Source organism: Streptomyces sp. enrichment culture, from assembly GCF_964272895.1.
In the GTDB taxonomy this organism is placed as follows: Bacteria; Actinomycetota; Actinomycetes; order Streptomycetales; family Streptomycetaceae; genus Streptomyces.
In genome coordinates this window covers 4,689,106-4,715,899 of the sequence record NZ_OZ186832.1, presented here as the reverse complement: position 1 = coordinate 4,715,899, position 26,794 = coordinate 4,689,106, and the positions used below count along the sequence as shown (strand labels likewise).

General features: G+C 71.0%; 22 protein-coding genes and 2 pseudogenes. 9 read left to right on the top strand and 15 right to left on the bottom strand.

The features are described 5' to 3' along the window. The first annotated feature begins 38 nt into the window (after window positions 1-38). Window positions 39-803: an alpha/beta hydrolase gene (locus ACSU6M_RS21450; RefSeq protein ID WP_437071443.1), complete on the top strand. Its 765-nt coding sequence runs from the start codon at window positions 39-41 to the stop codon at window positions 801-803. Window positions 804-892: 89 nt separating this feature from the next. Here the strand turns inward: ACSU6M_RS21450 and ACSU6M_RS21445 are convergent, their stop codons facing one another. Beyond that, the gene (locus ACSU6M_RS21445) at window positions 893-1,846 is read right to left on the bottom strand and encodes a LysR substrate-binding domain-containing protein (protein WP_437071441.1); all 954 of its coding nucleotides are present in this window, start codon (window positions 1,844-1,846) and stop codon (window positions 893-895) included. Window positions 1,847-1,909: 63 nt separating this feature from the next. On the opposite strand from ACSU6M_RS21445, the gene ACSU6M_RS21440 reads away from it, so the two are divergent. Both ACSU6M_RS21440 and ACSU6M_RS21435 read left to right on the top strand, forming a co-directional pair. Then, window positions 1,910-3,175, top strand: a complete 1,266-nt coding sequence (locus tag ACSU6M_RS21440; protein ID WP_437071440.1) for an MFS transporter — start codon at window positions 1,910-1,912, stop codon at window positions 3,173-3,175. A 189-nt stretch (window positions 3,176-3,364) separates the two neighbouring features. Next, window positions 3,365-4,378 (top strand): sigma-70 family RNA polymerase sigma factor, encoded by a 1,014-nt coding sequence (locus ACSU6M_RS21435; RefSeq protein ID WP_437071438.1) that lies wholly within the window; start codon window positions 3,365-3,367, stop codon window positions 4,376-4,378. Here the strand turns inward: ACSU6M_RS21435 and ACSU6M_RS21430 are convergent. The 14 genes and pseudogenes from ACSU6M_RS21430 to ACSU6M_RS21365 form a co-directional block, all read right to left on the bottom strand. Further along, the gene (locus tag ACSU6M_RS21430) at window positions 4,262-4,648 is read right to left on the bottom strand and encodes an STAS domain-containing protein (protein ID WP_437071436.1); all 387 of its coding nucleotides are present in this window, start codon (window positions 4,646-4,648) and stop codon (window positions 4,262-4,264) included. The genes ACSU6M_RS21435 and ACSU6M_RS21430 overlap by 117 nt on opposite strands. Before the next feature lie 55 nt (window positions 4,649-4,703). Next, window positions 4,704-5,150 (bottom strand): annotated as a pseudogene (locus tag ACSU6M_RS21425) (Uma2 family endonuclease); the annotation flags it as partial. Further along, complete coding sequence (locus ACSU6M_RS21420) at window positions 5,104-6,381, bottom strand: thymidine phosphorylase (RefSeq protein ID WP_437071435.1); 1,278 nt, start codon at window positions 6,379-6,381, stop codon at window positions 5,104-5,106. The gene ACSU6M_RS21420 and the pseudogene ACSU6M_RS21425, both read right to left, overlap by 47 nt. A gap of 119 nt (window positions 6,382-6,500) precedes the next feature. Continuing rightward, a complete protein-coding gene (locus tag ACSU6M_RS21415) occupies window positions 6,501-6,890 on the bottom strand; it encodes a cytidine deaminase (protein ID WP_437071434.1) in 390 nt (129 codons plus the stop codon). Continuing rightward, window positions 6,887-8,191: an ABC transporter permease gene (locus ACSU6M_RS21410; protein WP_437071432.1), complete on the bottom strand. Its 1,305-nt coding sequence runs from the start codon at window positions 8,189-8,191 to the stop codon at window positions 6,887-6,889. Before ACSU6M_RS21410 ends, ACSU6M_RS21415 begins: the two co-directional genes overlap by 4 nt. Further along, entirely contained in the window at window positions 8,188-9,312 is a 1,125-nt protein-coding gene (locus ACSU6M_RS21405; protein WP_437071430.1) for an ABC transporter permease, read from the bottom strand. Before ACSU6M_RS21405 ends, ACSU6M_RS21410 begins: the two co-directional genes overlap by 4 nt. Next, window positions 9,312-10,859, bottom strand: coding sequence for an ABC transporter ATP-binding protein (locus ACSU6M_RS21400; protein WP_437071429.1), 1,548 nt, complete (start codon window positions 10,857-10,859; stop codon window positions 9,312-9,314). The genes ACSU6M_RS21405 and ACSU6M_RS21400 overlap by 1 nt, the downstream gene beginning before the upstream one ends. Before the next feature lie 207 nt (window positions 10,860-11,066). Next, complete coding sequence (locus ACSU6M_RS21395; protein WP_437071428.1) at window positions 11,067-12,113, bottom strand: BMP family lipoprotein; 1,047 nt, start codon at window positions 12,111-12,113, stop codon at window positions 11,067-11,069. Between the two features lie 273 nt (window positions 12,114-12,386). After that, entirely contained in the window at window positions 12,387-13,430 is a 1,044-nt protein-coding gene (locus ACSU6M_RS21390) for a BMP family lipoprotein (RefSeq protein ID WP_437071426.1), read from the bottom strand. Between the two features lie 651 nt (window positions 13,431-14,081). Next, entirely contained in the window at window positions 14,082-15,302 is a 1,221-nt protein-coding gene (locus ACSU6M_RS21385; protein ID WP_437071425.1) for an amidohydrolase, read from the bottom strand. 256 nt (window positions 15,303-15,558) lie between these two features. Further along, the gene (locus ACSU6M_RS21380) at window positions 15,559-16,623 is read right to left on the bottom strand and encodes a hypothetical protein (RefSeq protein ID WP_437071423.1); all 1,065 of its coding nucleotides are present in this window, start codon (window positions 16,621-16,623) and stop codon (window positions 15,559-15,561) included. A 58-nt stretch (window positions 16,624-16,681) separates the two neighbouring features. Further along, entirely contained in the window at window positions 16,682-17,620 is a 939-nt protein-coding gene (locus tag ACSU6M_RS21375) for an N-acetylneuraminate synthase family protein (RefSeq protein ID WP_437071421.1), read from the bottom strand. 14 nt (window positions 17,621-17,634) lie between these two features. Then, entirely contained in the window at window positions 17,635-18,864 is a 1,230-nt protein-coding gene (locus ACSU6M_RS21370; RefSeq protein WP_437071420.1) for a cytidylyltransferase domain-containing protein, read from the bottom strand. Window positions 18,865-18,974: 110 nt separating this feature from the next. Then, window positions 18,975-20,282 (bottom strand): DUF6716 putative glycosyltransferase, encoded by a 1,308-nt coding sequence (locus ACSU6M_RS21365; protein WP_437071419.1) that lies wholly within the window; start codon window positions 20,280-20,282, stop codon window positions 18,975-18,977. 198 nt (window positions 20,283-20,480) lie between these two features. Here ACSU6M_RS21365 and ACSU6M_RS21360 point away from each other — a divergent pair, with 198 nt between their 5' ends. The 6 genes and pseudogenes from ACSU6M_RS21360 to ACSU6M_RS21335 all read left to right on the top strand — a co-directional run bounded on the left by ACSU6M_RS21360 (window position 20,481) and on the right by ACSU6M_RS21335 (window position 26,648). Then, a complete protein-coding gene (locus ACSU6M_RS21360) occupies window positions 20,481-21,467 on the top strand; it encodes a glycosyltransferase family 2 protein (protein WP_437071417.1) in 987 nt (328 codons plus the stop codon). Beyond that, window positions 21,467-22,798: an alpha-2,8-polysialyltransferase family protein gene (locus tag ACSU6M_RS21355; protein ID WP_437071415.1), complete on the top strand. Its 1,332-nt coding sequence runs from the start codon at window positions 21,467-21,469 to the stop codon at window positions 22,796-22,798. The genes ACSU6M_RS21360 and ACSU6M_RS21355 overlap by 1 nt, the downstream gene beginning before the upstream one ends. A gap of 385 nt (window positions 22,799-23,183) precedes the next feature. After that, on the top strand, window positions 23,184-24,149 hold the full coding sequence (locus ACSU6M_RS21350) for a glycosyltransferase family 2 protein (RefSeq protein WP_437071413.1): 966 nt from the start codon (window positions 23,184-23,186) through the stop codon (window positions 24,147-24,149). A gap of 3 nt (window positions 24,150-24,152) precedes the next feature. Then, window positions 24,153-25,496, top strand: a complete 1,344-nt coding sequence (locus tag ACSU6M_RS21345; RefSeq protein WP_437071412.1) for a polysialyltransferase family glycosyltransferase — start codon at window positions 24,153-24,155, stop codon at window positions 25,494-25,496. Continuing rightward, window positions 25,493-26,056, top strand: a pseudogene (locus ACSU6M_RS21340) (acyltransferase family protein); the annotation flags it as partial. The gene ACSU6M_RS21345 and the pseudogene ACSU6M_RS21340, both read left to right, overlap by 4 nt. A gap of 73 nt (window positions 26,057-26,129) precedes the next feature. Then, entirely contained in the window at window positions 26,130-26,648 is a 519-nt protein-coding gene (locus tag ACSU6M_RS21335) for a hypothetical protein (protein WP_437075285.1), read from the top strand. Window positions 26,649-26,794: the final 146 nt, after the last annotated feature.

Genomic DNA, 26,794 nt, shown 5'->3' with positions numbered 1-26,794 from the left:
CGGGTGGCGTACACCCGTGCTTCTGAGAGTGTTCTGTCATGGCACAGCAAGCGACGCCGGTTCGTGAGGCCCGGCTGGGACGGGCGTTCGGGCCGGAGCCGACGGCGGTGAGCGGGGTGGTGCTGCTGCTCCCCGCGGGCGACGAGAACTCCGCGCGCCGCCCCTCTCCCCTGCTCGCGACCGCCTCCGTACGGCCGTTGGGCCGCCGGCTGGCGCGTGCGGGACGGGAGGAGGGGCTGGCCGTCCACGTGGTGCACTACCGCTACCGCGGCTGGAACGGCAGCGAGGCGCATCTGGCGCGCGACGCCTCCTGGGCGGCGGACGAGGTCGTACGGCGCTACGGCGACGTGCCCGTCTGCCTGGCCGGCTTCGACATGGGCGCGCGGGCGGCGCTGCACGCGGGGGGCCATGAGGCCGTCAACACCGTGCTGGCGCTGGCTCCTTGGCTGCCGGAGGACGATGTGGCCGCACCGCCCGAGCCGGTGAGGCAGCTCGCGGGGCGGCAGGTGCTGATCGTGCACGGCACGAACGACGAGCGGACCGATCCGGAGTTGTCGTTCCGGCTGGCCGCTCGGGCGAAGAAGGCGAATCGGGAGGTGTGCCGGTTCGAAGTGCACTCGGACCGGCACGGGTTGCAGCAGCATCGGGACGAAGTGATGTGTCTGGCCGAGGACTTCGTGATGGGGTCGTTGTTCGGGCGGGCCTTCTCGCGGCCGGTGGAGGATGCGTTGGCGGCTCCGCCGCCGCTGGGGCTGCGGATGCCGCTGGCTTCTGGGTTCGGGAGGTCGCTGCGGAGGCGGTGAGGTTCCTGTCCCGGTCCTCTGCCGGGTGCGGGTTCGCTGTGGCCTGTCGCGCGGTGCCCCGCGCCCCTTTCGGGGCGCTGCGCCGAGCGTCACTCATGGAGCAGGCGGCCTCGTCTCGACAGGAGGAACTTCTTGAAGGCGGCCACCGGCGGGGTGTCCGGGCGGCCCTCCAGCCAGGCCACGCCGATCTCGCGCACGGCGCGTGGGGCCGTGACCGTGAGTTCCACGACGCCGGGGCGCGGTACGGCCGGTGGGGGCAGCAGGGCCACGCCCAGTCCCGCGGCCACCAGGCCCCGTAGCGTCTCCGCCTCCTCGCCCTCGAAGGCGATACGGGGTTTGAAGCCGGCCTCCTTGCAGAGGTCGTCGGTGATGCGGCGCATGCCGTAGCCGGGCTCCAGGGTCACGAACATCTCGTCGGCGGCCTCGGCGAGGCGGATGCGCCGGCGGCCGGCGAGGCGGTGGTCGGCGGGGACGACGAGGCGGAGCTTCTGTTCGTCCAGGCGGCGGCCGACCAGGTCGGGGGCGTCCGGGACCGGGGAGGTGAGGCAGAGGTCGAGCTCGCCGGCGCGCAGGCGTTCCAGCATGGCCTCGCCGTAGTTCTGGACGAGGCTGAAGCGGACGCGGGGGTGGTCGGCGCGGAAGGCGTGGATCAGTCCGGGCACGGTCTCGGCGCCCATGGTGTGCAGGAAGCCGAAGGCCACCTTGCCGGTCGCGGGGTCGGCGTCGGCGCGCACCTCCTCGGCGGCGCGTTCGATCTCGGCGAGGGCGCGTTCGACGGAGCCGAGGAAGGTGCGGCCGGCGGGCGTGAGGGACACCGTGCGGCCGCGGCGGGCGAACAGATCGACGCCGAGGTCCTGTTCCAGCCGGACCATCGCCCGCGACAGCGTCGACTGCGGGACGCCCATCTCCTGCGCGGCGCGCGTCACATGCTCGGTGCGGGCCACTCCGGCGAAGTGCGCGAGGCGGGGCGCGAGCAGCGCGACGATGTCTTCTGTGTCACCGCTCGGTGACAGCCGCTCTCCTGACCTGTGTTGATGCATCACAGGAACGATTATGCCGATTCCATGCATTGGACGGATGAGTGAAGGTCTCCTTACCGTCTAGGCATGAATCCCGCCGATACCGGGGCGTCCACCGTCGTGGGCGCCGCTGTCCCGTCCCCTGCCCCAGCCGACTCCCGTATGGCCCCGGGCGGGCCCGGCTACCGGCGGATGAGCCTCGCGCTCTTCCTCGCCGGTGTCGCGACCTTCGCCCTGCTGTACTCCACCCAGGCGCTGCTGCCGCTGATCTCCGGCGAGTTCGGGGTGAGCGCGAGCGAGGCGAGCTGGACGGTGGCGGCCGCGACCGGCGGCCTGGCGGTGTTCGTCCTCCCGATGAGCGCCCTGTCCGAGCGGTTCGGACGGCGTACGGTCATGACGGCGTCCCTCGCCGTCGCGGTGACCGTGGCGGTGCTCGTCCCCCTCGCGCCCTCGCTGCCCGCCCTGGTGGCGCTGCGCGCGGTGCAGGGCGCGGCCCTGGCGGGGCTGCCGGCGTCGGCGACGGCGTATCTCGCCGAGGAGGTGCGGCCGCGGGCGCTGATCACCGCGATCGGTCTGTTCGTCGCGGGCAACAGCGTCGGCGGGATGAGCGGCCGGGTCATCACCGGCTGGGTGGCCCAGGAGTGGGGCTGGCGGGTCGCGCTCGGGGTGATCGGCGCCCTCGCGGTCGCCTGCGCGGTCGCCTTCCGGCTGCTGCTGCCCGCCCCGCGGCACTTCACGCCGGGTTCGCTGCGGCCGCGGGTGCTGGTGGACACGGTCCGCGGCCACCTCGCCGATCCGCTGCTGCGACGGCTGTACGCCATCGGCGCGCTGTTCATGACGGTGTTCGGCGGCGTCTACACGGTGATCGGCTACCGCCTGACCGACGAGCCGTTCTCCCTCCCCCAGGGCATCGTCGGCTCGATCTTCCTGGTCTACCTGGTCGGCACGGTGTCCGCGTCGACCGCCGGGCGCCTGGTGGGCCGGCTGGGCCGCCGTGGCGCGCTGTACCTGTCCGGCGGCACGACGGCGGCGGGTCTGCTGCTGTCCCTGGCGGATTCCCTGGCGCTGGTCCTGCTGGGGCTGGTGCTCATCACGGCCGGGTTCTTCGCGGGGCACGCGGTGGCGTCCTCGGCGGTGAGCAAGACGGCGACGAAGGGACGGGCGCAGGCGTCGGCCCTGTATCAGTCCGCCTATTACGTCGGGTCCAGTGTGGGCAGCACGGCGGGCGCGGTGGCGTTCCACGCGGGAGGCTGGGGCGGCACGGTGGCCGTGGGAGTGGCGGCCGTGCTGGGCGTCGTCGGGATCACGCTGGCCGGCACCAGGGCTGCGCTGCGGGTGGCGCGGGCGGTGTAGGGGGCGGTCCGGAACGCTGCCGGGTGCGGGGTGGCGGGGTGCTCGCGCGGTTCCCCACGGCCTGCACCCGCAACGCACCTCAAACCCCCTGACCTGCCCCTTTCCCCATCCGCCGGGCCATTGTCAGTGCCCTGCGGTAGCTTCCCAAGTGGCGTACGACACAGGACCGGCCACAGGGGTGGGTGGACGATGAGCAACACCGCGACGACGACAGATCTCGACCTCGCACTGGAGAAGCACCGCGTCGAACTGACGGGCTACTGCTACCGCATGCTCGGCTCTTCCTTCGAGGCCGAGGACGCGGTCCAGGACACCCTCGTGCGCGCATGGCGGAGCTACGAGAAGTTCGAGGGCCGCTCCAGCCTGCGCTCCTGGCTCTACCGGATCGCGACGAACGTCTGCCTGGACATGCTGACGGCCGGCAACAAGCGCGCACGGCCGATGGACCTGTCCGAGGCGACCCCGCTGGCCCAGGCGGCGCTGTCCCCCCGCCCGGATCACACCTGGCTGGAGCCGATGCCCGACGCGCGCGTGCTGCCGACGACCGCCGACCCGGCGGAGGCGGCGGTGGCGAAGGAGTCGGTGCGGCTGGCGTTCATGGCCGCGCTCCAGCAGCTGCCGCCCAAGCAGCGCGCGGTGCTGATCCTGCGCGAGGTGCTGGCCTGGAAGGCGAGCGAGGTGGCCGAGCTGCTGGAGACGTCGGTCGCCTCGGTGAACAGCGCGCTGCAGCGGGCCAGGGCCACGCTCGCGGAGCGGTCCGACACGGGCGCCGAGGCGGAGGTGTCGAACCCGCTGGACGAGGAGCAGAGAAAGCTCCTGGAGCGCTATGTCGCGGCCTTCGAGGGCTACGACATGACCGCGCTGACGGCGCTGCTGCACGAGGACGCCGTCATGACGATGCCGCCGTTCGACCTGTGGCTGCTGGGCCCGGCCGACATCACCGGCTTCATGACGACGATCGGCTCCGCGTGCGCCGGTTCCCGGCTGCGCCCCGTGGAGGTCAACGGCCTGCCCGGCTTCGCGCACTACAAGCCGGACCCGGAGAAGGGCGGCTTCTCGCCGTGGGCGGTCCAGGTGCTGGAGATCTCAGACGGCCGCATCACCGGTTTCCACTGCTTCCTGGACGTCCAGCGGTGGTTCCCGCTGTTCGGGCTGCCGGACCACCTCGAAGCGGAGGCCGACCAGATCGAGCAGGGCGCATAGCTCGGGCGCGGGCTCGCGCAGCCGTATCCGGCCGCCGGTCCGGCGCGCGGTGAGCTGAAGCCGCGCGAGCAGATCGACGGCCGCCAGTCCCGGTGGCCCGATCCCGGCCACGTCGCACTCCACCACCTCGGCGCCGGGCGTGCCCAGCAGCGCCCGCAGGGCGTCGCACCATCCCGTCACCTCGTCCCGGGTGACGGGGCCTGTGATCACGAGTACGGCGGGTGTCTTGGCGTCCACGTGCGGTAGACCGCGCGGACGCCCGGAACTCATCGCGGACGCCGTCCCGGCGCTGCCCGCCACGCGGAGGGAGGCGGTGCCCGCGGGATCAGCCCAGCGGGAAGATCCCCGTGTCCAGGACCAACTCGAACGGCTCGGGCAGCGTCAGTTCCTCGCCGTACTCGACCGAAGCGAGCACACGGTAGGTGCCGTTCTGCGGTTCCCCGTAGAGCGTCGCCGTGGGACGTCCCGACCGACAGGCGTCCAGCAGGAGGTAGAGCGGTACGCCCGCGACAGCGCAGCCATGGGCCTTCTTGATGCGGTCGTGGTTCGCGTTGCTCGTGGACGTGACCTCGACGACGAGTTCGGCCTCGCCCGCGTGCACGCGTGTTCCGCGGCGCAGGGCAGCCCTCGGCACCACGCACAGGTCGGGCATGAAGAGCCCGCCCGGCCGAACGGGACCGGTGCAGGTCCACCGATCCCGTTCACCCGAACGATGAAACCGCAGGTCAGGCGATACGTTCCAGCACGACCGGCTGTGCCGTGAAGGCCGTGCCCGGGGCCGCGATGTCGTACGAGCCCTCGATCGCCCGGAGGGCGTAGTCGAAGCGCTCGGGGGTGTCGGTGTGGAGGGTGAGCAGGGGCTGGCCCTCGGTCACGGTGTCGCCGGGCTTGGCGTGCATCTCGATGCCGGCGCCGGCCTGGACCGGGTCCTCCTTGCGGGCGCGGCCGGCGCCCAGGCGCCAGGCGGCGACGCCGATGTCGTAGGCGTCGAGGCGGGTCAGGACGCCCGAGGCGCCCGCCTTCACCACGTGCTGCTCGCGGGCCACCGGCAGCGCGGCGTCCGGGTCGCCGCCCTGGGCGGCGATCATGCGACGCCAGACGTCCATGGCGGAGCCGTCGGCGAGGGCCTTGGCAGGGTCGGCGTCCTTCACGCCGGCCGCGTCCAGCATCTCGCGGGCCAGGGCGATGGTCAGTTCCACGACGTCCGCGGGGCCGCCGCCGGCCAGGACCTCGACCGACTCGCGGACCTCAAGGGCGTTGCCGGCGGTGAGGCCCAGCGGGGTCGACATGTCCGTCAGGAGCGCGACCGTCTTCACGCCGTGGTCGGTGCCGAGGCCGACCATCGTGGAGGCCAGCTCGCGCGCGTCCTCGATCGTCTTCATGAAGGCGCCGGAGCCGACCTTGACGTCCAGGACCAGGGAGCCCGTGCCCTCGGCGATCTTCTTCGACATGATCGAGGAGGCGATCAGGGGGATCGCCTCGACCGTGCCGGTGACGTCACGCAGGGCATAGAGCTTCTTGTCCGCCGGGGCCAGGCCGTCGCCCGCCGCGCAGATCACGGCACCGGTGGTGTCGAGGACGTTCAGCATCTCCTCGTTCGACAGCAGCGCGCGCCAGCCGGGGATCGACTCCAGCTTGTCCAGCGTGCCACCGGTGTGGCCGAGGCCGCGGCCCGACAGCTGCGGGACGGCCGCGCCGCAGGCGGCGACCAGCGGGGCCAGCGGGAGGGTGATCTTGTCGCCGACGCCGCCGGTGGAGTGCTTGTCGGCGGTCGGGCGGGACAGGGACGAGAAGTCCATGCGCTCGCCGGACGCGATCATCGCGGCGGTCCAGCGGGCGATCTCGCGCCGGTTCATGCCGTTGAGCAGGATCGCCATGGCGAGCGAGGACATCTGCTCGTCGGCGACCTCGCCGCGGGTGTACGCGTCGATGACCCAGTCGATCTGCTCGTCGCTGAGCTCGCCGCGGTCCCGCTTGGTGCGGATGACGGAGATGGCGTCCATGGCCATGGCTTTCCTTCCGACGTACTGAAGAAAGTTCCCGAGAGATCTCTGGATACGAGGAATCTCCGGAGAAAGGGGCGGCCCCTCTGAGCAGGGGTTCTCAGAGGGGCCGCGGGGACTTACTTGGTGAGATGGTCCGGGCCGAACGCCTGGGGCAGCATCTGAGACAGCGGCAGGATCCCCGCCGGTGTCTCCAGCAGGAGGTCCGGCCCGCCGAACTCGTACAGCAGCTGCCGGCAGCGGCCGCACGGGACGAGGATCTCGCCCTTGCCGTCCACGCAGGTGAAGTGGGTCAGCCGGCCGCCCCCGGTGCGCTGGAGCTCCGAGACCAGCCCGCACTCGGCGCACAGGCCGAGCCCGTAGGAGGCGTTCTCGACGTTGCAGCCGGAGACGGTGCGGCCGTCGTCCACGCGGGCCGCGACCCCGACCGGGTAGCCCGAGTAGGGCGCGTAGGCGTGGGACATGGCCTCCCGCGCCACCGCCCGCAGGGCGTCCCAGTCGAAGGTCACTTGCCCTGTCCCTTCCGGTACGGCATGCCGTCCGCCTTGGGCATCCGCAGACGCTGGGCGGACAGGGCCAGGACGACCAGGGTGATGACGTACGGCGTGGCGGAGACGACCTGGTTCGGGACCTCGTTGGTGCCCGCGTACCAGGCGAAGACCAGGCCGCCGACGACCAGCGTGATCACGGCCGGGATCCACTTCTTGCGGACGGCCATCCAGATCGCCCCGATGATCAGCAGCAGCGCGCCGAGCAGCAGCAGGGCGTGGACGTTCTCCGAGCCGCCGCGCAGGTTGAGGCTGTCGGTGTAGCCGAAGAGGCCGGCGCCGAGGGCGAGGCCGCCCGGCATCCAGTTGCCGAAGATCATGGCGGCGAGGCCGATGAAGCCGCGGCCGGAGACCTGGCCCTCCAGGTAGAAGGGGTTGGCCACGATCGACAGGAAGGCGCCGCCGAGACCGGCGAGGCCGCCGGAGATGATCACGGCGAGGTACTTGTACTTGTAGACGTTCACGCCGAGGGACTCGGCCGCGACCGGGTTCTCGCCGCAGGAGCGCAGGCGCAGGCCGAACGCGGTGCGCCACAGGATCCACCAGGTGGCGGGGATCAGGGCGACGGCGACCAGGGTCAGCCAGGACACGTTGGTGACCAGGCCGCCGAGCAGACCGGCGACGTCGGAGACGAAGAACGTGCCCAGGTCGTGGACCCAGCCGTCCTGGTTCTTCAGCAGGCCGTCCTGGTTGAGTTCCCGGAGCCAGTCGGACAGCCCGGGCACCGTGAAGTGGCCCAGGGACTCCACCGGCGGGGACTGCTTGGCCGAGCCGCCCTGGTGGCCCTCGAAGGCGAGGGGGGCCAGGTAGCGGGTGGCGCCGAGGGCGAGGATGTTGATCGCCACACCGGAGACGATGTGGTTGACGTTGAACGTCACGGTGACGAAGGCGTGCAGCAGACCGCCGAGGCAGCCGCCGATGATGCCGACGAGGACACCGGTCCACGGCCCCCACTGGAAGCCGGCCCAGGCACCGAACCAGGTGCCGAGGATCATCATGCCTTCGAGGCCGATGTTGACGACGCCCGCGCGCTCGGCCCACAGACCGCCGAGACCGGCGAGGCCGATGGGCACGGCGAGCTGGAGGGCGGTGGACATCTGGCTGACGTTGGTGATGCCGTCCGCGCCGGTGATCAGGCGGACGAGCGAGGTCAGCGCCAGGCCGCCGGCGATGACGAGCATCAGCATCGGCAGCGACATGCGGCGGCCGGCCGGCGCCGCGGGCTGCAGCGTGGGCTGGTTGACATCGGTCGCGGTGGTCATCGGCCAGCCACCTCCTTGTTCACGTTGTTGGTGGCCCCGAGGACATGACCGGCGGCGAGCTCGGCGCCCACGCGGCGCTGCTGGCGGCGCAGGCCCCACTCGCGGACGGCCTCGTAGGAGACGACCACCGCGAGGACGATGATGCCCTGCATGATGACCGCGATCTCCTTGTCGTAGCCGTGGAAGTCCAGCTCCGGGGATGCCTTGTCGAGCCAGGCCCACAGCAGGGCGGCGAAGGCGATGCCGACCGGGCTGTTGCGGCCGAGCAGGGCGATGCCGATGCCGAGGAAGCCGATGCCGGTGGGGAAGTTCAGGTTGTAGGTGTGGGCGTCGCCCATGAGGATCGGCAGGCCCGCGAGACCGGCGACGGCACCGGAGATCAGCATCGCGGTCAGCGTCATCCGCTTGGGGTCGACACCGCTGGCCGCGGCGGCCGACTCGGAGGCGCCGGAAGCGCGCAGGTCGAAGCCGAAGCGGGTGCGGTTGAGGACGACCCAGTAGCCGACGCCGAGCAGGGCGGCGAGGATCACGAGGCCGTAGATCTCGCCGGACTCGCCGAGGTCGATGCCGGGCACCCAGCCGGACTCGTGCATCTCACCGGTGGTGTTGTTGTTGCCGACCTTCACACCGAAGACGTCGGGCAGCCACAGGTAGGCGATGACGGAGGTGGCGATCGCGTTGAGCATGATCGTCGCGACGACCTCGCTGACCCCGCGGGTGACCTTCAGGACACCGGCGACGCCGGCCCAGAAGGCGCCGGTGAACATGGCGGTCAGCAGCAGCAGCGGGATCTGGAGCGCGGCCGGCAGGTTGGCGTGCGCGCCCACGATCGCGGCGAGCATGGCGCCGAGCTGGTACTGGCCGTCGACACCGATGTTGAACAGGTTCATCCGGAAGCCGACGGCGACCGCCAGGGCGGCGATGTAGTACATCGATGCCTGGTTGATGATGCGGACCTGGACGTCGGAGAAACCGGCCTGCTCGAACATGATCGTGAACGGTTCGATCGGGTTCTTGCCCGAGGCGATCAGCACGATCGCACTCAGCGCGAAGGCCACGGCGAGCGCGATGACCGGTCCGGCCACCGCGAGGAGCACGCGCTCCTTGTCGAACTTCTTCATCAGCGGGCCTCGTCTTCGGGGGCTTCCGGCGTCTCTTCGTGCTCAAGGTGTCCGGTGGCGGCACCGGTCATGGCCGAACCGAGCTCCTCGGGGGTGATGGTGGCCGGGTCGGCGTCCGCGACCAGCTTGCCGTTGTAGATCACCCGGAGCGTGTCGGACAGGCCGATCAGCTCGTCCAGGTCGGCGGAGATCAGCAGCACGGCCAGGCCCTCGCGGCGGGCCTCACGGATGTGGTCCCAGATCGCGGCCTGCGCGCCGACGTCCACACCGCGGGTGGGGTGGGCGGCGATCAGGAAGCGCGGCTTGTGGCTCATCTCGCGGCCGACGATCAGCTTCTGCTGGTTGCCGCCGGACAGGGAGGCCGCGGTGACGTCGATGCCCGGGGTGCGGACGTCGTACTCCGTCACGATCCGGCGCGTGTCCTCCTGCGCGGCCTTGGGGTCCAGCCAGACACCCTTGGCGTTGGGCTTCTCGGTGACGTGGCCGAGGATGCGGTTCTCCCAGAGGGGGGCCTCCAGGAGCAGGCCGTGGCGGTGGCGGTCCTCGGGGATGTAGCCGATGCCCTGCTCGCGGCGCTTGCGGGTGGCCCAGCCGGTGATCTCCTCGTCGGCGAGGGTGATCGTGCCGGAGTCGGCGTGGCGCAGACCGATGAGCGCGTCGACGAGCTCGGTCTGGCCGTTGCCCTCGACACCGGCGATGCCCAGGACCTCGCCGGCGTGGATGGTGAAGCTGATGTCGTCCAGCAGCGCCTTGCCGCCCGGGGCGGCCATGCGCAGCTTGTCCACCGTGATGACGGGACGGTCGGTGACCGTGGACTCCGCGGTCTCCGGCGTGGGCAGCTCGCTGCCGACCATCATCTCGGCGAGCTGACGCGGCGTGGTCTCGGAGGGCACAGCCGTACCGACGGTCGTGCCGCGGCGGATGACGGTGATGTCGTCGGCGACGGACAGCACCTCGCCCAGCTTGTGGGAGATGAAGATGACCGACAGGCCCTCGGACTTCAGCTCGCGCAGGTTGTCGAAGAGCGCGTCGACCTCCTGCGGCACGAGCACGGCCGTCGGCTCGTCGAGGATGAGCGTGGTGGCGCCGCGGTAGAGGACCTTGAGGATCTCCACGCGCTGGCGGGCGGCGACACCGAGCTCCTCGACCAGCCGGTCGGGCTCGACGCCGAGGCCGTAGCGCTCGGAGATCTCCTTGATCTTGCGGCGGGCCTTGGCGCCGATGCCGTAGAGCTTCTCGCTGCCGAGGACGACGTTCTCCAGGACCGTCAGATTGTCGGCGAGCATGAAGTGCTGGTGCACCATGCCGATGCCACGGGCGATGGCGTCGGCCGGGGACGAGAAGGAGACCTGCTCGCCGTCGATCGCGATCGTCCCCTCGTCCGGCTTCTGCATGCCGTAGAGGATCTTCATCAGGGTCGACTTGCCGGCGCCGTTCTCGCCGACGAGGGCGTGAACGGTGCCCTTGCGGACCGTGAGGTGGATGTCGTGGTTGGCCACGACACCCGGGAATCGCTTCGTGATCCCGGCGAGCTCGACGGCGGTCACCGATTCGTTGACCGCCGCTCCGGCCGGAGGGCTGCTGGACGCGTTGATGGCGCACTCTCCTGGGGACGGGGGTCGTCTACGCGCGTAGCGCCCCTACGGCATACAAGGGGGTGACGCACCGCTGCCACCGGGGTGAGGGGAGCGACTCCCCTTACCCCGGTGAGCGGACGTAACCCCTCGGTTACACACTGCTCAGGGTGTGGTTCCTCAGCTGGACTTGACCTTGATCTCGCCGCTGATGATCTTCTCCTTGGCAGTCTTGACAGCCTTCTGGATCTCGGCGTCGCCCGCGAACTTCGGGTTGGAGTTCGACAGGGAGACCTCGCCGCTCTTCAGATCGCCACGAACGATACCGGTCTCGGGCTTGCCTGCCTCGACCGACTTCGCCAGGTTGTAGACCGCCTTGGCGACGTCCTTCATGGCGGAGGTCAGGATCGCGTCCTTGTACTTCGCCAGGGCCGCCTGCTTGTACTGGTCGGAGTCGACACCGATCGCCCACACCTTGTTGGCGGCGGCGGCCTCGATGACACCCTGGCCGGAGAGACCGGCGGCCGCGTAGACGACGTCGGCCTTCTTCTCGATCTGGCCCTCGGCGGCCGACTTGCCCTTGTCGGGGCTCGAGAAGCCGCCCTCCTCGGCCGTCTGGGTCAGGTACTGCGAGAGCACCTTCACCTTCGGGTCGGTGTCCTTGACGCCCTGCTCGAAGCCGGCCTGGAACTTGTGGATCAGCGGGATGTCCACACCGCCCACGAAGCCCACCACGTCGCTCTTCGTGGCCTTGGCGGCCGCGACACCGGCGAGGTAGGACGCCTCCTCCTCGGAGAAGACCAGGTCGGCCACGTTCTTCGCCTCGACCGTGGAGTCGTCCACGATGCCGAAGGTGGTGTCCGGGAAGCGCTCGGCGGCACCCTTGACGGCCGACGCGTAGGCGTAGCCGACGCCGATCACCGGGTTGTAGCCCTGCTTGGCCAGCGACTCCAGGCGCTGCTGCTTGTCGGCGTCGGTCTCGCCCTCGGTGGGCTCGATGTCGGCCGTCTCGTAGCCGAACTCCTTCTTCGCCTGCTCCAGGCCCGCGTAGGCGGCGTCGTTGAAGGACTGGTCGCCCTTGCCGCCGACGTCGTACGCGATGGCCAGGCCCTTGTCCTCGCCCGACTCCTTCGAGCTGGACGTCGAGGTCCCGCCGCAAGCGGAGAGCGCGAGGGCCAGGGAGGCGGTCGCTGCGCCTGCGACCGTGATCCGGGAAATCCGGCGCATGTCTTGGTGCTCCTGTCGTACAAGCGCCGGAGGACGGTTCAGCTTCGGCGCTGGCTTCGCCGCAGATTAACGCGCGTAGACCTACCTGAAAACCCCTTCTGTCCACCTTGTTATGCGCCCGTGGCCAAGGTAACTCCACGGTCCGCCGGGGGCTTGCCGAACGCAAAGGGAGGGTGGCGGTGAGTGACGTACCGGAAACGGCGGAGCGGGCGGGCGCCCTCTGGCACCCGCCCGCTCCCGCGTCCCGCCGACCGTTGGTCCGATCGAGGAGGACTACTCCGTCTTGACCTTGATGGAACCGCCGATGATGCCTTCCTTCGCCTTGTTCACGGCGTCGGTCAGGCCCGCGATCTTGGCGAACTCCGGGTTGGACTCCGACAGCCCCACGCCGTTCACCTTCAGGTCGAAGGTCTGCACGCCGCTCAGCGGCTTGCCGTCCTCCACCGACTTCGCCAGCGCGTACACGGCGCCGCCGACGTCCTTCAGCGCGGAGGTGAGGATGTAGTTCTTGTACGAGGCCAGGGCCTCCTGCTTGTACTGGTCCGAGTCGACACCGATCGCCCAGACCTTCGCCTTGGCGGCCGCCTCGATGACGCCCTGCCCGGACAGACCGGCGGCCTGGTACACCACGTCGGCCTTCTTCTCGATCTGACCCTCGGCGGCGGCCTTGCCCTTGTCCGGGCTGGAGAAGCCGCCCTCCTCCGCGGTCTGGGTCAGGTACTGCGAGATGACCCGGACCTTCGGGTTGGTGTCCTGGACGCCCTGCTTGTAACCGGCCTCGAACTTGTGGATCAGCGGGATGTCCACACCGCCCACGAAACCGACCACATTGCTCTTGGTCGCCTTGGCCGCGGCCACACCGGCCAGGTACGACGCCTGCTCCTCGGCGAACACCAGCGACGCCACGTTCTTGCCCTCGACCACCGAGTCGACGATGCCGAAGGTGGTGTCCGGGAAGTCCTTGGCCACGGCCTGCATCGCGGGGCCGTAGGCGAAGCCGACACCGATCACCGGGTTGTAGCCCTGGCGGGCCAGCGACGCCAGACGCTGCTCCTTGTCCGCGTCCGTCTCACCCTCGGTCGGCTCGACGTCGGCGGTCTTGTAGCCGAACTCGTCCTTCGCCTTGCTCAGACCCGCGAAGGCGGCGTCGTTGAAGGACTGGTCACCCTTGCCACCGATGTCGTAGGCGATGGCGAGACCGAGGTTCTCCTTGTCCCCGCCGTCGCCACTGTCGCTGGTGCCACCGCAGGCCGTGGCGGCGAGCGCGATCGACGCGACCCCCACCGCGACGCGAGTCAGTTTGGATATCCGTCGCATCTGAAGTTCCCCATTCTCCAAGCCCCGCAGTGGGCGCTGGGTTCGGCGCAGATTAACGCGCGTAGACACTCCTGGGAACGGGGTACCGCGCGGCCGTTATCCATTCGTGCCGATGGCCGTTACGCCGCCGTAAACGACTGGTTCGAAAGGGACGAGAGCACGCAGGCCGCCCGCATTCATGGCCCACGTTTCCTCGGCGGAGAGAGGGTCGCAACCGGAGCGGGGCGGATGGGGCACGTAGGCGGCTGCGGCCCGTCGCGGGCCGGTCGCGCAGTTCCCCGCGCCCCTCAGCTACGTACAGCCGCCCGGCCCCAGGAAGACCCCGCCGCCCCCACCCACGACCACGGGCGCCGGTCAGCCGCCCACGGCGAGAAGCTGCCAAGCACGGTGGGCGTCGGTCAGCCGCCGACGGCGGGAAGGGGACGTGGCGGGGGGTGTCCGCCCGCAGCGGCCGGCGTCCATCTCCAGTCACCCTAAGTCCCGACAGAACCGCCGGACCGAGGACGGACACCCCCCGGCGCGGCCCCGACCCACCCACCACCCGGCAGCGCTACGCACGCCCCCACCGGACACCAGCAGGCCGCCGCAGGCATCCCCCCCACCCACCCGCACCCGAACACGAAGCCCGCACCCGGACACGAAGCCCGGCCGCTACATCAACGCAGCCGCCGTGAACAGCTCGACCCCCACCGTGATCGCGGACTCGTCCACATCGAAGTCCCCCTGATGCAGATCCCGCACCACCCGCTCCCCCGGCGGCCGCACCCCCAGCCGCGCCATCGCGCCCGGCACATGCTCCAGGTACCAGGAGAAGTCCTCACCCCCGAGGCTCTGCTCGGTGTCCTCGACGGAGTCCACCCCCCGCCGAGCGACCATCGCGTCCCGCAGCAGCTCGGTGACCACCGGGTCGTTCACGACCGGCGGCACCCCCCGCACATACGTGATCTCGGACTTCGCCCGATGCAGATTCGCCACCTCGTCGATCGCGGCGACCACGATGTCCGGCGCCTGCCGCCACGCGTCGATGTCCAGGCACCGCACGGTCCCGGACAGCTCGGCATGCTGCGGAATCACATTCGGCGCGTGCCCGGTCTCGATCCGCCCCCAGGTCACGGCAAGACCGGCACGCGTGTCGACCCGGCGGCCGACGAGGGCGGGGACGTCGGTGACGACCCGCGCCGCGGCGGTGACCAGGTCGGTCGTCAGATGCGGACGCGCCGTGTGCCCACCGGGCCCGTCCAGCGAGATCTCCAGCCGGTCGCACGCCGACGTGATCGCCCCGTGCCGCAGCCCGATGCGCCCCGCGTCCACCCGAGGGTCGCAGTGCACGGCGAGAATCCGCTCGACCCCGTCCAGCGCCCCGCACTCGATGGCGTCGGCCGCACCCCCGGGCAGCACCTCCTCCGCCGGCTGGAAGATCAGCCGCACCGGCCGCGCGAGCAGCCCCCGCTCATGCAGCTCGGCGAGCACCAGCCCGGCCCCCAGCACGACGGCGGTGTGCACGTCATGCCCGCAGGCGTGCGCCCGGTCAGGCACCGTCGACCGGTACGCGCACTCCGTCTTCGCGTCCGGAATCGGCAGCGCGTCGATGTCGGCCCGCAGCGCCAGCATCCGCGGCCCGCCGCTCCAGACACCGCCCTCCACACCGATGTCGCACACGAGCCCGGTCCCCACGGCGAGCACCCGCGGCTTCAGCCCCGCCTTCTCCAGCCGCTCCTTGATCGCGGCGGTGGTACGGAACTCCTGGTTGCCCAGCTCCGGGTGCATGTGCAGGTCGCGACGGAACGCGACGAGCTCGGCACGCAGCGCGTCGGACAGCGTGCCGGGAAGCATCGCTTCCCCCGGAAGGTCGACCTCGGACTCTACGAACATCGGTTGCTTCACCCTCTGAAGGGTAGGACGCCCGGACAGTCAACTGACCCGCGATCAACAAAAGTTCAGCCCGTTAGGGGAAGAAAATCTGACCGCCCGAGGCATAGCCGTCGTTTCAGATGGGTAAACTCGCCCGACTCCACCTCTCTCGATCATGAAACCCGCGGCGAGCGACCCCACTCCTTCCACGGATACCACGCATCGCTAGAGCGCCACGGGACTGTTCATCTATCGGGACAAGAGCGGGTGAGTACGGTCAGACCGCCGCGATCGCCGCCAGCCGGTGCACATCCCGTGCCGACCCCGTGACCCCCGACAGAAACCCCTGCGCCCGGGGCGAGGCGTTCTCCGTCAGCCAGCGCGGGTCGATGTCGCAGACGGCGACCTTCACCTCCGTACCCGCCAGGGCCAGCGGCAGGGTGTGCACGACCGTCGAGGGAAAACTCAGGATCGTACGGCCGATCGGACCACGGCGGGCGATGAGCTCCAGCGGCAGTTCCGGACGCACGACCTCCAGACCGGTCTCCACCGCGAGCCGGTGCAGCTTCTCGGCGCTCTCACGGCGGTGGGCGAAGTAACGGGCGGCGCCGTGCGCCCTGGCCAGGCCCGACACCGCCTCCACGTACCGGTCCCCGTCCACGACCCCCGTCTCGACCAGCGAGGTGCCCACCATGTCGGCACCGCGGGTGATGCGGGGCGGGCCGAAGCGCGCGCGGGTCCAGGCGAAGGCGTTCGCGGTCACCGTCACCCCTTGCGGGGCCTCCTCGATCGGCATGGAGGAGAAGACCGACACCCGCCGGCCCTCGACCGGCGTCAGACGGCGCCGGGCCGCGGACGACACCGGGGCGAAGAGCAGGTCGCGGGGGCCGGGGCGGCTGCCCTTGCGGTGCCAGCGGACCAGGCGCTCGCCGCGGGCGAGCTGGCCGACGAACTCCATGGTGGCCGTGCCGTCGTCGACGACGACCAGTTCGGCCGCGCGGGTGATGGTGAGCAGCAACTGCACATAGCGGGAGAACGGATCGCCCATGACGATCCGCTCGGCCCGGCGCAGCGGGCCCGCCAGCCCGCCGATGGTCCGGAACGGGGCCGTGGTGCCGCCCCGCGCCTCCTCCCAGCGGACCTCGTAGCCCTCCTCACGGGCGAGCTCGGCCATCCGGCGGAGCTGGCCGCGGGTCATCGGGTCGACGGGCGAGAGGACCACGAGCGTGAGCCCCGCGCCGGGCGCATGCGCGTGCGCCCACTCCAGTACGTTCAGCAGCTGTACCGGACTCTCGACGAAGGCGAGAGTGCGGGGGCCGGCATTCCCGGCGCGGGGGCTCATCGGCGGTACGACCGTCCCGTCGTAGGAGGTTCCTGATCCGGTGGGTTCGAGCCGCTGCTCAGACGGCGACCGGCTCGCCCGCGGCGGCCGCGATCTCCGCCTCGGCGACGACACCGGTGACGCGGCGCAGCTTCTTCATGGGGCCGAGCTCGGACTCGTAGACCTTCTTCACTCCGTCGCCGAGGGACGCCTCGATGGTGCGGATGTCGCGGACGAGGCGGGTGAGGCCCTGGGGCTCCACCGAGGCGGCCTGGTCGGAGCCCCACATGGCGCGGTCGAGGGTGATGTGGCGCTCGACGAACACCGCGCCCAGCGCGACCGCGGCGAGGGTGGTCTGCAGGCCGGTCTCGTGGCCGGAGTAGCCGATCGGGACGTTCGGGTACTCCTTCTCCAGCGTGTTGATCACGCGGAGGTTCAGCTCCTCGGCCTTGGCCGGGTAGGTCGAGGTGGCGTGGCACATGAGGATGTTGTCCGAGCCGAGGACCTCGACCGCGTGGCGGATCTGCTTGGGCGTGGACATGCCGGTGGAGAGGATGACCGTACGGCCCGTGCCGCGCAGGGCGCGCAGGAGCTCGTCGTCGGTCAGGGACGCGCTCGCGACCTTGTGGGCGGGCAGGTCGAACTTCTCCAGGAAGGCGACGGCCTCGGTGTCCCACGGGGAGGCGAACCAGTCGATTCCCTTCTCCTTGCAGTACTCGTCGATCTGGCGGTACTCGTCCTCGCCGAACTCCACGCGGTGGCGGTAGTCGATGTAGGTCATGCGGCCCCAGGGGGTGTCGCGCTCGATGTCCCACTGGTCGCGCGGGGTGCAGATCTCGGGGGTGCGCTTCTGGAACTTGACCGCGTCGCAGCCGGCCTCGGCGGCCACGTCGATGAGCTTGAAGGCGTTCTCCAGCTCACCGTTGTGGTTGATGCCGATCTCGCCGCAGATGTAGACGGGGCGGCCGGGGCCGACCTCGCGCGAACCGAACGTGCGCAGACGGGAGTTGGTGCTCATGACTGGGGGTGTCCTTACTCGGGGAGGGAATCGAGAGAGGGGCCGAGGATCCAGCTGGCGATCTCTCGGATCGCGCCGTCACCGCCGGGGACGGTGGTGACCGCGCGTGCGGCGCCGCGTACGACGTCGTGGGCGCTCGCGACCGCCACGGGCCAGCCGACGAGGGCGAAGCACGGGAGGTCGTTGACGTCGTTGCCGACGTAGAGCACGCGCTCCGGCGCGATGCCCTGCTCCTCGCACCACTGCTTCAGCGCGAGGTCCTTGCGGTCGATGCCGTGCAGCACCGGGAGCTTCAGCTTCCGGGCGCGGGCGGCGACCACAGGGTTCTGTTCCGTGGACAGGATCAGCATCTTCAGCCCGCTCCTGCGCAGGGCCGCGATGCCGAGTCCGTCGCCGCGGTGCACGGAGACGAACTCCCGTCCCTCGGAGTCGATCAGCACCCGGTCGTCGGTCTGGGTGCCGTCGAAGTCGAGGACGACGGCGTCGATGTCGTCGGAGGAGGGAAGGGAGCCGGCGCGGTCCGCGTCGAAGAGGCCGGCCAGGGCGCGGGCCCGCGCGAGGTCGTGCGGGTCGTCGATCTCCAGCACGCGGGCCGGGTCGGTGCGCACGAGTTCGGTGCGGCCGAAGAAGCGGTGGCCGTGCTGCCGGAAGCCGGCGGCGTCCATGGCGTAGGCGGCGCCGGTCTCCAGGTAGTCCTGGGGGCGGTCCTGGCGGCGCGGGCGGTACGCCTTGTCGTGGTTGACGCCCACGCCGCCCTCGGTCTCCTCCTCGGCGTCGCGCCAGACGAAGCCGTGGAAGGGGGCGACGGTGACCGCGGTGTCGGCGCCGTTCTCGGCGACCGCCGCGGCGACCCCGTCGATGTCCTCGCGGACCACGAAGGGGCTGGTGCACTGCACGAGCAGCACCACGTCGACCGGCGAGCCGTGCAGCGCCTCATGGGTCTCCATGGCGTGCAGCACGGCGGCCTCGGAGGTGGCGGTGTCCCCGGCGATGGCGGCGGGCCGCAGCACGACCTCGGCGCCGGCCTCGCGGGCGGCGGCGGCGATGGCCTGGTCGTCGGTGGAGACGACCACGTCGGTGACGCGCCTCGCCCCCAGGCACTCCCGTACCGCGCGGGCGACCAGCGGGACGCCGCCGACGGGGGCGAGGTTCTTGGCGGGTACGCCCTTGGAGCCACCGCGAGCGGGGATGACGGCGAGTACGCGGCGCACCGAGGCGCCCGTGTCGGCCGGCGAGTCGGACATGGAGGGGACTCCTCGGGTGATGGCAGCGCCCTCCGGGGGCGCGGGGCTGTGTCGATCTGCGGTTCGGCCGCGGGGCGCGACCAGCCACGACGGCGCGGCGGACGAGGACCTCACAGCTCCCCCATCCGCCGGATGACCGGAGCGACCCGCTGCACCCCGTGCCGGTAGGCACCGCGCGCGGCACGCCGCACGATCTGCCGGACAGGTCCGGGCTCCTTGTCATGGGCCGGGGCACCGGGCAGCGGTGTTCCGTCAGGCCCCAGGTGATGGCGGGCGAGGATGCCGGGCAGGTACCCGGGCGCCGTGGCCGGCGTGTAGTACGGCGTGAGCGGCGGCAGCGCACCGGCGAGCAGCCGGGCGATCCGCTCCCGCGCGGCGTCGAAGGCGCCCTCGACGGCGACGCCCTGCCGCGCCACCCACGCCTCGTCCGCCACCGGCAGGTACCCCGCGTCGAGCTGGTCCCAGGAGGCGAGGCAGCCGGAGCCGACGAAGTGGTGGTTGCCGAGCGGCTCCCGTACGCCGAGGTCGGTCAGGACGACGGTGGGGATCCGGCGGTGCAGGGACTCCAGTGCGGCCGTCGAGCTGACGGTGACCAGCAGGTCGGTGCGGTCGAGTACCTCGCCCATGTTGCCGTAGACCAGGCGGAGGTTGGCCGGGAGGTCGAGCCGCTGGGCGAGCTTCTGGTAGGGCAGTTCCTCCAGGTGGGTGGTGTGCTCGCCGGGCTTGGAGCGCAGCTTGAGCAGCACCTCGCGCTCGGGGTGCAGCCGTGCGTGCCGGACCAGGCGCTCCAGCAGGTACGTACGGTCCTTGCGGCTGTCCGGGACGGACGGCTGGGCGGCGAACACGACCGTGTAGGGGTCGTGTTCGCCCTGGTACGGGTCGCCGCCGAGGAACGGCAGCGCCACCTCGGTCACCGATCCGGAGTCGGCGCCGACCCCGTCGTACACCGCGCGGAACCGCTCGGCGTCCTGGCGGGAGTTGGCGAGGACGAGGTCCGCGCCGTGCCGCAGCAGCAGGCCGTCGGTGAGCTTCTCGTAGACGACGCCGACATAGCCGGTGACGACGACCGGCCGCTGCTGGCGGTGCCCCTTGTGGGGGAGGTCCTCCCACACGCGCTTGAGGCCGTGCAGCATGGCCTGCACCCCGCCGCCGACGAGGGAGAGCACGAGGACGTCGTAGGGCTCCCGTGCCATGGTGTGCAGGAACTCGACGGCCGTGACCTCCGTCAGGGAGTCGGCGCGCACGCCCACCTCGGCCAGCTGGCGGGCCGTGGGTGTGGCACGGCCGCGCAGCAGGAAGCCGTCGAGGACGGGGGCGCCCGGAGCGATGCGGTGCGCGGTCAGCGCACCCCATTTCCATCGGGTGTCCGAATCCGCGAGCACGGCGATCCGCGTGGGGTTCGTTGTACTTGGTGGCACGCCCAAGAAGCTAGGAATCAATTCCTAGTTGTGGCCCAACCGCGAATCAACAAAGAGTTAACAGCAGTCCACCTGAAGCCGAACTGGCCCGTGGGGCGGTGCGAAGTACAGGGGGTGCACCGTTCCGCCACATTCAGTTCACCGTAGGTCTGCTCACCGGAAAGTTCCGCAGCCGGGCCGCCTTCTAGGCTTTCGCAGGTGCCAAAGCTTTCTGTGATCGTGCCGTTCTACAACGTTCAGCAATATGCGCAGGACATCCTCAGAAGTCTTCGCGCGAATGCGCGGGAGGACTTCGAGTTCATCCTGGTCGACGACAAGTCGAAGGACGAGACGCCGAACATCCTCCAGCGGGCGGCCGAGGACCTCTCGAAGGTCGCTCAGGTGCGTTTTCTGGCCCGCGAGGAGAACGGGGGGCTCGCCACCGCGCGCAACACGGGGCTCGACGAGGCGAGAGGGGAGTATCTCGTCTTCCTGGACGGTGACGACTGGCTCGCCCCGGGCTATCTGGGCGAGCTGGTCGCGGCCATCGAGAAGCTGGGCTGCGATTTCGTGCGCACCGACCATGTGAAGGCGACGGCGCGGGCCCGCTCGGTGCACCGGGTGCCGGTCGGGCGGCGCTGGGAGGTGCTGGACCCGCGCGAGGCGATCCTGCCGGCCGACCGGACCACGTCGGTGGACTACCCCTACGCATGGGCCGGGGCCTTCCACCGGCGGCTGCTGGACCGGGGGCTGCTGCACTTCACCGACGGGCTGCGCACCGCCGAGGACCGGCCGTGGATCTGGCGGCTGCACCGGGAGGCGGAGTCCTTCGCCGTGGTGAGCCTGCTGGGCGTCTTCTACCGGCGCGGGGTGGCCGGCTCGCTCACCCAGATCGGCGATGTGCGCCAGCTGGACTTCATCCGCGCCTTCGACCAGGTGGTGGCGGAGACCGCCGCGGACCCCGAGGCCGGCCGGCTGCTGCCGAAGGCGGTGCGCACCTACTGCGCGATCATCGCCCACCATCTGTCGGAGATCGAGAAGTTCGAGCCGCCCGTGGCCCGGCAGCTGCGGGTGATGAGCGCGGCGGCGCTGCGGAGGATGCCGCAGGACGCGCTGGAGGAGGTCCTCGACTCCATGGACGTCACACGCTCGACCAGGCTGCGGCGGCTGCGGCGCCGGGTCCCCACCGCGAAGGCGGCCGCCTGATGCCTCGTACCCAGATCTTCTGCGCGTCCACGCTGTACGGGGCGGCCACCCTCGCCGCCGCGCTGGACTCCGGCTACTTCGAGGAGCCGGACCGGCGGGTGCTGCTGGTGTTCAACAACGCCGCGAACCCCGAGACCACCCCGTCCGTCGACGAGATGCCGGGCTTCGAGACGCTGCGCGGCCACTTCGACGACGTACTGTCGTACAACGAGGCGATCCGGCCCTTCCACCCCGGCGCCTGGCGTCCGCGCGGCGAGGATCTGCCGCTGTTCGAGCGGTATCTGCGGCAGCTGTGGGGGCTGGGCGAGGACCGGGTGGAGCTGGTCCTGGAGTCCCTTCAGGTGGACCCGGCGCTCGGGCTGGCGCAGATCTTCACGGACGCCCCGATCCATGTCTACGCCGACGGCCTGATGAGCTACGGGCCCACCCGCAACAAGCTCGATCCGCTGGTCGGCACGCGGGTGCGGCGGCTGCTGCACCTGGACCTCGTCCCCGGTCTGGCGCCGCTGCTGCTGACCGAGTTCGACGTGCCGGCCGAGGTGGTGCCCGCCGAGCGGTTCCTGAAGGTGCTGGGCGGACTGACCGGCGCGGTCTGCGGGCTGCCCGGACTCGCCGACGGGGCGGCGCTGCTGCTCGGCCAGTACCTGTCCGCGCTGGACATCCTCACTCCCGCCGAGGAGGAGGAGCTGCATGTGCGGATGGTGCGCGGAGCCGTGGCGCGCGGGCACCGCCACGTGGTGTTCAAGCCGCACCCCACCGCCCCCGCCGGGTACGGCGTGGCGCTGCGGAAGGAGGCCGCGCGGCTCGGGGTGGACCTGGTGGTCGTGGACACGCCGGTGCTCGCCGAGGTGCTCTACGAGCAGGCGCGGCCCGCGCTGGTGGTCGGCTGCTTCTCCACGGCGCTGTTCACGGCGTCCGCGTTCTACGACCTGCCGGTGGCCCGGATCGGGACCGACCTGCTGCTGGACCGGCTGGCCCCGTTCCAGAACAGCAACCGCGTGCCGGTCGCCCTCGCGCACGCGCTGCTGCCGGATCTGGAGGACGCCGGCCGGCAGGCCCCCGCGCTGCCGGCCGAGCTGCTCGGCGGGCTGGTCACCGCGCTGGGTTTCGCCATGCAGCCCAAGATCCATCCCGGATTGCGGCCCGCGGCGGAGAGGTTCCTGGCCGCGCACTGGGGTCCGCGGGTGGAGCCGTACTTCAAGCGCCGCCGGCTGACCGCGCTGGGCCTGCCGGGCGGGCTGCCGCAGCGGCTGGCGTTCCTGCCGCGCAACTCCGCCGCCCGCCGGGTGGCGCGGCGCGGGAAGGTGCTTCTGCGGGCCGTGCGCCGCTGAGGACGGCCGTCACGCCGCCGAGGGTGGCCGTCACGCCGCTGAGGGTGGGGGCGTGCGCCGTCGATCCCTACGTCGAGCCGTGCACCGTCGGGGCATACGGCGCCGTACTCCGTCGAGCCGTACGCCGTCGGGCCACCGCCGTCCTTCGGCGCCACCGCGACGGGTCCACCCCGCCGAGCCACCGGGACGGGCTCGTCGCGGTGGACTCGTCGCGACACCGAGTCGAACTCCCGGAGGCCGCCGGAGACTTCAGCCAGCCACGGGACACCGAGAATTCACGTTTACCAAGGGCGGAATTCACCTCTCCGCGCCTCGGGCGACACCAGTCCCCTCGGCACCGCAGTTAGCCTGATTTCCAACAATCCTTCAAACATGAGAGGGCTCTGTGCCGAAGCTGTCCGTTGTCGTGCCCATGCACAATGTGGCGCCTTTCGCCGAGAGCACGCTGCGGAGTCTCGCCAACAACGCGGCCGGCGATATCGAGTTCCTGCTCGTCGACGACTGTTCGACGGACTCCACTTCGGAGATCGTCGACCGCTGGGCGGAGAAACTGCCGAATGCCCGGCTGATTCGGCACGAGCGGAACATGGGCATCGCCCAGGCCCGCAACAGCGGAATCGACGCCGCCCGCGGTGAGTTCCTCACCTTTCTCGACGGCGACGACTGGTACGGCCCCGGACACCTCGCGGAACTGCTGGCGGCGATGGAGGAGTTGGACTGCGACTTCGCCCGCACCGACCACGTCCGGGTCACCGGCAGGGACCGGGTCGTCAAGCGGCCCCCGGCCCGGGTGCGCAACGCCGTGATGGATCCGCGCGACGGGATAGCGCCCGCCGACGTGGAGACGATGGTCGACTACCCCTTCGTCTGGGCCGGTATCTACCGCCGCCACCTCTTCGACGACGGCCGGATGCGCTTCGAGACGCATCTGCGCACGGCCGAGGACCGGCTGTGGATCTGGCGCCTGCACCTGACGGCGAGGACGTACGCGTCCCTCGGCCTGCACGGCGTCTACTACCGGCGCGGTGTCGCCACCTCCCTCACCCAGGTCAAGGACTCCCGCCAGCTGGACTTCATCCCGGCCTACGACGCCCTGCTGCGGGACGTGCTGGCGGACCCGGAGTCCGACCGCTTCCTGCTGAAGGCCGTGCGCACCTACTGCGCCATGATCGCCTTCCACATCGGCAAGATGAACGACTACGAGCCCTCGGCCGCCAAGCGGCTGCGGACGGAGGCGACCGGCGCGCTGCGGCGCATGCCCGAGGCCGCGCTCGACGAGACCCTCCGGACCATCGACACCACGCGCGGCAGGCTCCTCAGACGCCTGCGTGACGGGCGGAAGGCTGCCTGACCCATGCCGCACAAGACCCAGATATTCCAGGTTTCGACGCTGTACGGGGCGGCCACGCTCGCGGCGGCGCTCGACGCGGGCCGGTTCGGGCCCCGCGCCGGGGTCCGGCGGATCCTGCTGGTCTCCAACAACGCCGCCGTCCCCGAGACCGCGCTGCGCCTGGACGAGATGCACGGCTACCGGCGCATCGCCGCCCGCTTCGACTCGGTCGTCAGCTGGAACGAGACGATCCGCCCGTACCATCCCAGCAGTTGGGGGCCGCGCGCCAACGACACGGTGATCTGGCAGAAGGCGTTCCGCCTCGCCTGGGGCATCGGCGAGCGGGACGCCGTCGACCTCGCCGTCGAGTCGATCCAGGTCAGCCCCGGCCGCGCGCTGGCGGCGATCTTCTCCGAGGCCGCCGTCCATGTGTACGCCGACGGCCTGATGAGCTACGGGCCGACCCGCGACCGGCTGCCGCTGACCATGGCGGTCCGCATCCGGCGGCTGCTCCACCTCGATCTGATCCCCGGTCTGAAGCCGATGCTGCTGTCCGAGTACGGCGTGGAGTCCGAGGTCGTCCCGGACGAGGCGTTCCGCCGGGTGCTCGACGAGATCGCCGAGGACTCCGCGGGCGATCCGCGTCTCGCGCCCGTGCTGCGGGAGAAGCCGACGGCGGTGCTGCTCGGCCAGTACCTGGCCGCGATCAACATCCTCAGCGACGAGGAGGAGCAGGACCTCCACATCCGTATGCTCACCGCGGCCGCGCGGGCCGGGCACCGGTCGGTGGTGTTCAAGCCGCACCCCACGGCCCCCGCGAGCTATTCGTCGGCGCTGAGCAAGGCGGCGGCGGACGCGGGCGTACGGCTGACCGTGCTGGACGCCCCGCTGCTGGCCGAGACGCTGTACCGGCACGCCGCTCCCGAGCTGGTCGTGGGCTGCTTCTCCACGGCCCTGGTGACCGCCTGCGCCTACTACGACGTACCGGTCGGCCGGGTGGGCACCGCCCTGGTGATGGAGCGGCTCACGCCGTACGCCAACAGCAACCGGGTGCCGCTGGCCGTCGTCGACCATCTGGTGCCCGACCTGGAGCGCGGCGAGACGCCGGCCGTGCTCGGCGCGGCGCCCGCGTCGCTGTCGCCGCTGGTGCGGGCGGTCGGCTTCTGCATGCAGCCCGAGCGGTACCCGCAGCTGCGGGAGCCGACGGTCGCCTGGCTGGAGCGGCACCTGGCGAGCACTCCGGGCCACTACTTCCCCGAGCTGCGGCTGGCCGAGCTCGGCCTGCCCGGCAGCAGCCCGCAGGTGCGCGCCAAGGTCAAGGTCCGCTACGCCAGGCGGGCCGTGCGCAAGGTCGTGCGCCGGAAATGACCCGCCCGCGCGGGCCCCACTCCTCTCCGCTCTCCCACCCCGAAAGGCGCGCGGTGCCGAACACGACAGCCGTACCCCTGCCGCATCCGAGACAGAGCCCGGTCGAGCACGGTCCCTCCGAGCAGTCCGCCGGGAAGCGCGAGCACCGCTTCGACGTCGACCTGATGCGCCTGCTGTGCTCCGCCACCGTGATGCTGGGCCACACCGGCGCCCAGTTCATCGTGGCGACCGGCAACGACCCGGACAACGGGTCGGGTTCGTACTGGGTCGGCCACGCGGCCGAGGCGGTGAACCCGTTCGCCGTCCCGATGTACTTCGCGATCGCCGGCTGGGCCGTGCTGGTCGGGGCGCCGCCGAGCCACAGCGGCAGGATGTGGAAGCGGATCGTGCGCAACATCGTTCCGATGTTCGCGTGGACGGCGATCTACCTGGTCTGGGCCTGGCTGCGGGACCGCAACGACGAACCGATGACGGAACTGGCGACGGACTCCCTCTTCGCCTCCGTGCAGCCCGCGTACCACCTGTGGTTCATGTACACCTACATCCCGCTCATCGTGCTGCTGGCGTTCGCGATGCTGATCAGGGCGGGGCAGCGGCCGTGGCGGCTGGGCGCGGTGCTGTTCCGGCATCGCCGTGCTGCCGAGCGTGATGGACACCGCCGCCGAGGTCACCGATCGCGAGATGCCGGACGTGGCCTGGGGATTCGGCACGTATTCGCTGGTGTACGCGGTCGGCGGCGCGCTGCTGTTCGCCCTGCCGCGCACGCCCGTGCGGTGGCGCGGGCTGCTGATGGTGCTGCTGCCGCTGACCTGGGCCGGAAGCCTCTGGTACAACACGCAGATCCACTATGTGATGCCCAACGCGCATCTGTTCGTCGCCGTGATGAGCGTGTGCGTGCTGCTGCTGGTCAGCAGGGTCCGGGTGCCGGAGCGGTGGCGGCCGCGGCTGAAGCGGCTGGCCGGGGCCGCGCTCGGCGCGTACATGGTGCATGTGCTGTTCGTCGAGGAGATCGTGCGGCCCCTGGTGTCGCCGGACCTGAGCGCTCCGGCGGCGGCCGGTCTGCTGGTCGCGCTGCTGGCCACGGTGCTGACGCTGTCGTTCACCGCCAGTCTGCTGTGGGGGAGGCTCAACCTGCGGCGGCTGCTCGGCTGACCGCCCGCCGGATCCCGGCGCCCGATACGGCCATGCCGAGTTCGTCACTTGTTCACAGCCCGCTCAACTCGCTGCCCCTTCACCACGGTGGGGCGCGCCTAGCCTGTCCAGTCCGCGAGCCGCAGAACCCGACTCGACCGACGACG

Excerpts from the sequence above, each read along its gene's own strand:
- ACSU6M_RS21375 (WP_437071421.1), bottom strand. The coding sequence starts at position 17,620 with ATGAGCACCAACTCCCGTCTGCGCACGTTCGGTTCGCGCGAGGTCGGC.
- ACSU6M_RS21345 (WP_437071412.1), top strand. The coding sequence starts at position 24,153 with ATGCCGCACAAGACCCAGATATTCCAGGTTTCGACGCTGTACGGGGCG.
- ACSU6M_RS21390 (WP_437071426.1), bottom strand. The coding sequence starts at position 13,430 with ATGCGACGGATATCCAAACTGACTCGCGTCGCGGTGGGGGTCGCGTCG.
- ACSU6M_RS21440 (WP_437071440.1), top strand. The coding sequence starts at position 1,910 with ATGAATCCCGCCGATACCGGGGCGTCCACCGTCGTGGGCGCCGCTGTC.
- ACSU6M_RS21410 (WP_437071432.1), bottom strand. The coding sequence starts at position 8,191 with ATGACCACCGCGACCGATGTCAACCAGCCCACGCTGCAGCCCGCGGCG.
- ACSU6M_RS21450 (WP_437071443.1), top strand. The coding sequence starts at position 39 with ATGGCACAGCAAGCGACGCCGGTTCGTGAGGCCCGGCTGGGACGGGCG.
- ACSU6M_RS21380 (WP_437071423.1), bottom strand. The coding sequence starts at position 16,623 with ATGAGCCCCCGCGCCGGGAATGCCGGCCCCCGCACTCTCGCCTTCGTC.
- ACSU6M_RS21435 (WP_437071438.1), top strand. The coding sequence starts at position 3,365 with ATGAGCAACACCGCGACGACGACAGATCTCGACCTCGCACTGGAGAAG.
- ACSU6M_RS21405 (WP_437071430.1), bottom strand. The coding sequence starts at position 9,312 with ATGAAGAAGTTCGACAAGGAGCGCGTGCTCCTCGCGGTGGCCGGACCG.
- ACSU6M_RS21355 (WP_437071415.1), top strand. The coding sequence starts at position 21,467 with ATGCCTCGTACCCAGATCTTCTGCGCGTCCACGCTGTACGGGGCGGCC.
- ACSU6M_RS21395 (WP_437071428.1), bottom strand. The coding sequence starts at position 12,113 with ATGCGCCGGATTTCCCGGATCACGGTCGCAGGCGCAGCGACCGCCTCC.
- ACSU6M_RS21430 (WP_437071436.1), bottom strand. The coding sequence starts at position 4,648 with ATGAGTTCCGGGCGTCCGCGCGGTCTACCGCACGTGGACGCCAAGACA.
- ACSU6M_RS21385 (WP_437071425.1), bottom strand. The coding sequence starts at position 15,302 with ATGTTCGTAGAGTCCGAGGTCGACCTTCCGGGGGAAGCGATGCTTCCC.
- ACSU6M_RS21370 (WP_437071420.1), bottom strand. The coding sequence starts at position 18,864 with ATGTCCGACTCGCCGGCCGACACGGGCGCCTCGGTGCGCCGCGTACTC.
- ACSU6M_RS21420 (WP_437071435.1), bottom strand. The coding sequence starts at position 6,381 with ATGGACGCCATCTCCGTCATCCGCACCAAGCGGGACCGCGGCGAGCTC.